We start from the raw sequence: 7553 nt of genomic DNA on the forward strand, positions 1-7553 counted from the left end.
CATGAACGGTGACTTCTAATCTGCATTGGTTTACCCCGGGGTGAGGCTATCGCCCTTACTGATATGAGGCGTGATTGTCGGTCTCATTACCATAAACCTTAAAATGAGGAATCAACATGAAGAACAAAATCGCATCGATGTTAGTCTGCGGTCTTATGGCCTCTGGCGCCCACGCCAGCAATGGCGGCATTCAGGATTTTCTGGATAGCCTGCGTGATTTCGAGTCGGGTATTAACCCGGCACTGGCGGATTTCTATCTGCAGAACCTTAACAACCCTGTTTATACCTATGCTCAGGTTTCTGCGCCAGGCAAGATGGTACGTGATTGTGCTACCGGCAGCATGATCCCCGAACCAACCACAATTAATGAGTTTTTTACCAAATTAGGGGTGGACCAGTTTTATGATACCAATACCCCTTATGATGCCCAGATGTACCGGGATATGCAGTATAACTCCCTCAATGCCTGGGGGTTTGTAGGCTATCAGTTGGGTGAAGCTCTGCTTATTGATACCGGTTACTATAGCCCGGTTACCGGGGTTGTGGACGGTGTTGAATACGACAAATTCTATATCTTCGTGGATGACAGCAACTGGATTGGCTGTGAAACCGAAGCGCTGGTTGAAGTAGAAGGGTCTGGCGGTAATAAGGTTATCGCCACGTCTCTGAACAACTGGGAAGGTACCTTTATCGGTAAAAATGGCATTAATTCCTTTGCTGATCTGCGCATACCAGAGAAGCAGGAACTGGTGATGCGTGACGCGATGCGTTTTAACTATAACGTGATGACCCAGTTGCTTGAAGACGCCAATATGACCTGGGCGCAGGCACTGGCCAAATCCTGGCCTGATACCGATGATAACGGCAACCCGATTCAGGTTCAGGCTACCATGTCTGGTCTGCTGGCGGCGTCGCATCTGCGTGGTGCCTGGGGAACCGCCAAGTTACTGACCACAGATCAAATCACCTGTGACGAACTGGGCACCTGCATTACCAAGTATGTGCACAAGTTTGGCGGATTTAATACCTTGTTTGACACGCCAGCCACCGAGACCATTGAAGGGTCGGCATATGATGAAGTGATGTCGGCAGGCTGGGGCGATGACACCGTGATCACCGGCGGTGGTGTGGATACCCTTTTGCTCCACGAAGAGTCCGGCTCTGCGGTAACGGTTAATGACTTCACCGTGGGTGAAGACCGTATTATTCTGCGTGACTGGGCGGATACGGCGCCATTGGCGAATCTGGTGGTGTCCGATACAACGGATGGTGCGTTATTGTCGTTTTCTGCTCAATCTGTATTGCTCAAAGGAGCAACAGCAGCTCAGATTAATGCTGATCCCGCGGCGGTAATCGTACAGTCTGATGTATACACTATTGCCTGGAGCGGCACTCAGGTTGCGAATAACTTTGATCCGGCGGTGGATAAGATCCGTGGAACAGCGGGTATCGGCTTTAAGCATTTAAAAGCCTATGAAAGCAATGGCTCATTGTTTGTTGGGGTTCAGGCTGGTGATGGTGGTATCTACAGCTATATCGAAATGCCCGGACTGGGTCTGAGCGATCTGCATGTGGATATGTTCGATAATATGACCGGCAGTTTCGACCGCCTGGGTTATATTGTGTCGTTGGGCTGGCTGAACTGGGGCTGGAATGCCGTGGTGACTGTGGACACCTTTGTGCCAGAAAAAACAGTCATCAACATGTCTGTGTTCCAGCATAGCTTCAGTGAGCTGCAACTTACCCAAAGTGGTGCGGATACCGTGCTGTCACTAACGACTGCGGCGTCCGGTGGCAATAATAAGCAGTTGGTTCTGAAAAACACCCAGATATCGGATCTGAGCGGGGCTAACTTCGAAGGTGTATCAGGTAACTTTGCTGATATCACCACTGACATTCCCGTGTTCTTCGACATCAGTGTAAGCGTATCCGGCGGCAACGGCAGCGTATCACCCGCGCCCGATGGCAACGGTGTTATCAATGCTCAGGGCAATCAGGATTTTACTCTGACCTTTGTTCCTGACAGCGGTTATGCAGTAGATACCCTGACCGTCGACGGTGTCAGCCAGACCGCTGCGGGTAGTTATACCTTCAGCAACCTGTCGGCTAACCATTCGGTAGTCGTGACCTTCGCTGTTGGTACCAGCTGTCCGGCAGCCTGGGACGCCGGCGCTGTTTATACCGGTGGTGATGAGGTCAGCTATCAGGGCGTGATCTACAGAGCAAAATGGTGGACTCAGGGGAATACGCCAGGTACCGGTGGCGTCTGGGAAAGCCAGGGGTCTTGCTGATTGCACAGCACACCATCCGTCAGGGTGGTGTGTTGAGTGATAGGGCGACCCTGTCCTCAGTGTTGGTTACCGGCAACAACAAGCAGTATAGCGGGGGCTGTAGTAATGCGCTGGTGGTGCCGGAAAAATGAGTAAAATAACTCAACATGGACGATGCCCTCTCATCTGTGTTGGTTTATGCCCCGGGGCGAGGCTATCGCCCCATTTCGATATATTGCGTGTACGCTTTTGCTTAGCGACTAATCACTCAGGAATGTAATATCTATGAGAAAAATACGAATGCCCTGGCTCAGGGGATTGCTTTTGGCTCAGCTCTCGCTGAGCTTTTTTGTTGCAGGTATGCAGCAGAATGAACTGGACAGGCTTGCAGCCACTATGAAAGTCAGTATTCAGGTACTGGATAACCTGGACAAGAGCCAGTGCGAAAAAGCCGTAGCCGCCGGCAACTGTTACAGCGCTGAGTTGCGGTTGCGGGTACCGGAAGATGTGCCCAAAGACTGGCAACTTTACTTCAGTTTAACTTTGCCAATGCAGTGGTATGAAAGCCAGGATTTTACCCTGGAGCACCTTAACGGTGATATACACCGACTGACACCCAAAGTGGCATTGCAGGGGGGGAATGACTACCGCATTGTGTTCCGGGGGGCCTATTGGATGGTGTCAGAGTCTGATGTCCTGCCAAACTTTTTTCTGGTTTCCGGCCAGCTCTCGCCACGCACCGTAGATGCCACCCGCGAGATTCCTGACCAGACCACTAAGTTAACATCAATAGCACATGCCGGCGCTTTTACCACACCGCAGCAGTACAATCGGGTTGCCGGGGAAGACATTACGCTGGCAACGCCATCATCCCTTTATGATTACTATCAGTCGGCAACACCAGAACACAAAGAGAAGAATCCGACACGCATTATCCCTGCCATAGAGCAGGTTGAAGCCGGCTCCGGGCAATTGGACCTGAGCTCCGGGCTGGCGCTGAAGGTCGAGCAAGTCAATCAGGTAGCGGCTCTGCAATTAACCAAAGCGGGCGTTAAAATGTCTGCTCAGGGCGTGCAGGTTAACCTTGAGTTTGATGAGGATATGCCAGCCGATGCCTACCGGTTAAAGATCGGCGATGATCATATCAGCATCAGGGCTGGTAGCGGCAGTGGTCAGTTTTATGCGTTAATCAGCCTTTACTGGCTGCTTGACCGGAATAATATGACAGTGCCACAAGGTGATTACCGCGATCAACCCAGGTATGATTTCCGTGGCATACACATTGATGTGGCGCGTAATTTCCATTCAAAAGAGATGCTGCTTCGCCTGCTTGACCAAATGGCTGTATTAAAGCTGAATAAGCTGCATTTGCACCTTGCTGACGATGAAGGCTGGCGTATTGAGATCCCCGGGCTGCCAGAGCTGACTAATATTGGTGCGTACCGTTGCTTTGATCTGACTGAGCGTCGTTGTTTGCTGCCGATGCTGGGATCCGGCCCGGATCGTGACAGTAACGCCAATGGCTATTACTCGGTGGAAGATTATCTGGAGATCCTCAGTTATGCCCGCCTGCGTCATATTGAGGTCATCCCCTCCCTCGACATGCCAGGGCATGCCAGAGCCGCGGTGCGCTCGATGCTGGCCAGATATCATACCTATATTGAGCAGGAGCAACCCGATAAGGCTCGTGAGTATCTGCTAACCGACTTACACAATACCACGCGCTATTCGTCGGTACAGTTTTACCACGACAATACGATCAACCCTTGCCTGCCATCCACCTACCGCTTTATTCGTAAGGTGTTAGAGGAAATCCGCGCCATGCATGCTGAGGCAGGCCTGCCGCTGATGCTCTATCATATCGGTGCTGATGAAACTGAAGGGGCCTGGAGTGAGTCTCCTGCATGCGCCAACCTGATAGAGCAGCAGGACATCTCAGACGACAGCGAGCTGACCACCTACTTTGTTGAAAAAGTGATCACTATAGTGAATGACATGGGGATTGTCGCCGGTGCCTGGAGCGATGGCCTCAAGCATGTTCAGGAAGACAAAATGTCCGCCAGACTGCATGCCAATATCTGGGATGCCTTGTTCTTTGATGGCCATAAACGGGCACACCAATATGCCAATAACGGCTGGGACACAGTGTTGTCGATCCCCGATGTTTTATATTTTGACTTTCCTTATACGGCAGATCCCAAAGAACCCGGTTACTATTGGGCGTCAAGAGGCACTGACAGTTTTAAGGTGTTTCAGTTTATGCCGGATAATCTGCCGGTTCACGGAGAAATCTGGCAGGATCGCTTTGGTAACCCGATGCCACTTGAAGACGATGTTCCGTTACAGGAAGGCCGGGCATTCAAAGGCATTCAGGGGCAGCTTTGGAGTGAGGTGGTTCGGGACGACAATCGCGCAGAATATATGCTTTATCCGCGCATAGCGGCCCTGGCCGAGCGGGCCTGGCATCATGCACAGTGGGAGTTGCCTTATGTGCGCGGCAGAAACTACGGGCCGGATACGGCGTTTTTCACGCCAGATCACAAAGCCTCAATGCTGGCCGATTGGCAACAGTTTACGCATGCGCTGACTGACAGGCTTTTACCCCGCCTGGCAGATGAAGGTGTGATGTTCAGGCTGCCTCTGCCTGGTGCCCGTATTGATAAGGGCAAACTGCACGCCAACAGCCCCTGGCCTGAATTGCTGATTGAATATCGTCAGGCCAATCAATCATGGCAGCAATATAAACAGCCGGTTGCAGTGGGTGAGGGGGAAATTGAACTGCGCACACGGATGCCGGGACTGGAGCGCCCGGGCAGGATAAGTATATTGCAAAACCAGGAATAGCGGCTGATGTCCGGCCACATTATGTTCTGGCCGGACCCGTCAACAGACGTTACAGGAAAGACTGACAGAGCGGACTCAGGTCCGTTCTGTTATTATTTTTCTACGCATCCCGGTGTGCCTTTATCAAATACCACCAGCCATTCACCGGATTGCTGTTTGCGCCAGATTGAATTAAAGGTGGCGAAGCATTCCCCTTTGGCATTAAATACCGGCCCGCTGCTGTGGGCCAAATCACCTGAGGCCAGTACTTCCACTTGCCGGGGCTGCCAGCTAAAAGGGGCCTGTTCGCCCTGATAATAAACTTTCCATCCTTGTGCAACGTCTTGTTTGCCACGCAGTACACCATCTGAGGTGAAAAATATCGCTTCGTCAGCAAGAAAGGTTTTAAACGCGGCAAAATCGCGCTTCTCCATCGAATCGGCAAAAGCCTGTTCACGCTGCAGCAGCATTTTCTCCAGCTCGTCATGGGATGCTAAAACCGGCCAGGCGAGGACTGCCAGCAACGGCAGCATCATTAGAGATCCTTTTTTCATAATGTTCACTTGTAGTAATGAAACAGATGATGATGTTTCGTGAAGGGCAGGGCAAGATCAAGGGCAGAGGGGTAAATCCCCTTAACTGAGTGATATAAGGTCAGGTTTTAGTGATTGAACTGCGATGCCCGGACAATTTGATTTGAGCGCGAAAGGAGCGAGATGGCGTCCCCATATGGAACGCTTTTTTTATATAAGAATGTAATTTGTAAAGTTTAAATGTTTGGTTTTCATTCTCGTGTTACGTACTTCAGTTCAAACAGCATGCGACCCCTTTTCTGAAGTTCGCCGTGATCTTCTTTGCTAGCTTGTTCGGCTAGTTGCATTGGTCGAAGCCTTGAAGATAGCAGGAGAGGGGGGAGGGCCGTTTTTCTTTGTTTCGATGCAGCATTGAGCACGTTGAAGCGACTCTCCTTATTTTATCTTCGAGGCTAAGTTAAATTAATGGTCTTGGTTAGTTTAACTTTTCGCGCTCGCATAAATTGTTCGACATACTTAGTAATAGAAGATAAAGTTTATCCGTACGCATAAATTCTGGCGATGAGAGTGGCTTATTTTCTGGAATTTATGCGATCGAATAAAAGAGTCTATGATGTTAGTGAAAGTATCAGACACCAACAGTATTGGCGCGATAGCCAGAAAGGTGCGCAAGGCACAGTCATTGGATCAGGTGACAGCAGGCTCCCTCGCTGGTTGTGGGTTAACCTTTGTCAGTCAATTTGAGAACGGTAAACCTACGGTGCAGTTGGAAAAAGCGCTTCAGATGCTTGATGCTCTGGGTATACAGGTTTATCTCGATATCCCTGATGAAGAAAGTGACTCGTCTCAGGGCGTGTTGGCTGTAAATCATAAGGATATGGGTTAATGGCACCAGCTCAGAGTATCGAAAGGTGCCTGCAGGTCTTTATTAACCAGGATCATATAGGCACCTTGTATGAAAATAATGGACTGTGGCGATTTGAATACCAGGAAGCCTGGTTAAAAAGCAGCGCCGCTTTTTCCCTTTCCCCCTCTCTGAACCTGCAGTCACAAGTGCATAGTGATACCGGCACCCATCGTCCGGTGCAATGGTTTTTCGATAACCTGTTACCGGAGGAAGGGGCCAGAGCAGTGATTGCAAGGGACGTAAAAGTCAGTAGCGAGGATGCCTTTGGCTTGCTTGAAGCCGTTGGCAGCGAATCAGCCGGAGCGATTACACTCCTGCATCCTGGTGATCAGATGTCCACAGGAGAGCTTGAGTTATTAACTGCACAAGAGCTTAGCAAGCGGATAAGGCGCTTACCGCGCGCACCCTTAAATGATCGTACCCGTAAGCGTATGTCATTGGCTGGCGCGCAACACAAAATGCTGGTGGTTGCTCATAGTGGTCATTTGTACGAGCCCGTAGGCCAGATGCCATCAACGCATATACTTAAACCAGAACATTCCCAACCAGAACTTTATTCGTTTACGGTGAGAAATGAATATTTTGTGATGTCGTTGGCGCGATTATGTGGTCTGACGGTACCGGATGTGGCTGTTGACTATCTGCCCGAGCCCGTTTATCTGGTAGAGCGGTTTGACCGAAAAGGTCTCTTTCCTGACCAACAGCGAATACATGTACTCGATGGCTGTCAATTACTCGATTTGGCAGCTTCAAATAAGTACCGCTTCAGCACCATTGAAAGCCTGAAGCAACTGGCTAATTTATGCCGAACCAGGGCACAGGCGACAATAAAATTGTATCGCTGGGTACTGTTTAACTTTTTTGTTGGTAACAACGACGCCCATCTGAAGAATTTGTCTTTTACCTATGCGCGAGGGGGTATAGCTTTATTGCCTCACTATGACTTACTCTCGACGGTCATTTACGAGCCAATACATAAACATATTGATGCCGAGTTATCTCAGCCTCTGGGTAATGCCA

General features: G+C 50.1%; 6 protein-coding genes. 5 read left to right on the top strand and 1 reads right to left on the bottom strand.

All coding sequences use genetic code 11. From position 1 onward, the window contains the following. Positions 1-116 precede the first annotated feature (116 nt). The 3 genes from CDA54_RS15855 (at position 117) to CDA54_RS15860 (ending at position 5114) form a co-directional block, all read left to right on the top strand. On the top strand, positions 117-2291 hold the full coding sequence (locus tag CDA54_RS15855; protein ID WP_099036015.1) for a carbohydrate-binding protein: 2175 nt from the start codon (positions 117-119) through the stop codon (positions 2289-2291). Next, a complete protein-coding gene (locus CDA54_RS19650; RefSeq protein ID WP_180237248.1) occupies positions 2285-2422 on the top strand; it encodes a hypothetical protein in 138 nt (45 codons plus the stop codon). The genes CDA54_RS15855 and CDA54_RS19650 overlap by 7 nt, the downstream gene beginning before the upstream one ends. Positions 2423-2555: 133 nt before the next feature. After that, the gene (locus CDA54_RS15860; RefSeq protein ID WP_099036016.1) at positions 2556-5114 is read left to right on the top strand and encodes a family 20 glycosylhydrolase; all 2559 of its coding nucleotides are present in this window, start codon (positions 2556-2558) and stop codon (positions 5112-5114) included. Between the two features lie 92 nt (positions 5115-5206). Here CDA54_RS15860 and CDA54_RS15865 read toward each other — a convergent pair whose 3' ends face one another. Next, positions 5207-5647: a YybH family protein gene (locus CDA54_RS15865; RefSeq protein ID WP_218962419.1), complete on the bottom strand. Its 441-nt coding sequence runs from the start codon at positions 5645-5647 to the stop codon at positions 5207-5209. Positions 5648-6239: 592 nt separating this feature from the next. On the opposite strand from CDA54_RS15865, the gene CDA54_RS15870 reads away from it, so the two are divergent. Then, complete coding sequence (locus tag CDA54_RS15870) at positions 6240-6512, top strand: helix-turn-helix domain-containing protein (RefSeq protein WP_099036025.1); 273 nt, start codon at positions 6240-6242, stop codon at positions 6510-6512. Then, a partial coding sequence (locus CDA54_RS15875; protein WP_099036018.1) for a HipA domain-containing protein occupies positions 6512-7553 on the top strand: 1042 nt, incomplete at its 3' end. The genes CDA54_RS15870 and CDA54_RS15875, both read left to right, overlap by 1 nt.

The organism is Lacimicrobium alkaliphilum (assembly GCF_002591895.1).
Classification (GTDB): domain Bacteria; phylum Pseudomonadota; class Gammaproteobacteria; order Enterobacterales; family Alteromonadaceae; genus Lacimicrobium; species Lacimicrobium alkaliphilum.

What these genes read in the sequence shown, in the direction of transcription:
- CDA54_RS15860 (WP_099036016.1), top strand. Translation starts at nt 2,556, where the DNA reads ATGAGAAAAATACGAATGCCCTGGCTCAGGGGATTGCTTTTGGCTCAG.
- CDA54_RS15870 (WP_099036025.1), top strand. Translation starts at nt 6,240, where the DNA reads ATGTTAGTGAAAGTATCAGACACCAACAGTATTGGCGCGATAGCCAGA.
- CDA54_RS15855 (WP_099036015.1), top strand. Translation starts at nt 117, where the DNA reads ATGAAGAACAAAATCGCATCGATGTTAGTCTGCGGTCTTATGGCCTCT.
- CDA54_RS15865 (WP_218962419.1), bottom strand. Translation starts at nt 5,647, where the DNA reads ATGAAAAAAGGATCTCTAATGATGCTGCCGTTGCTGGCAGTCCTCGCC.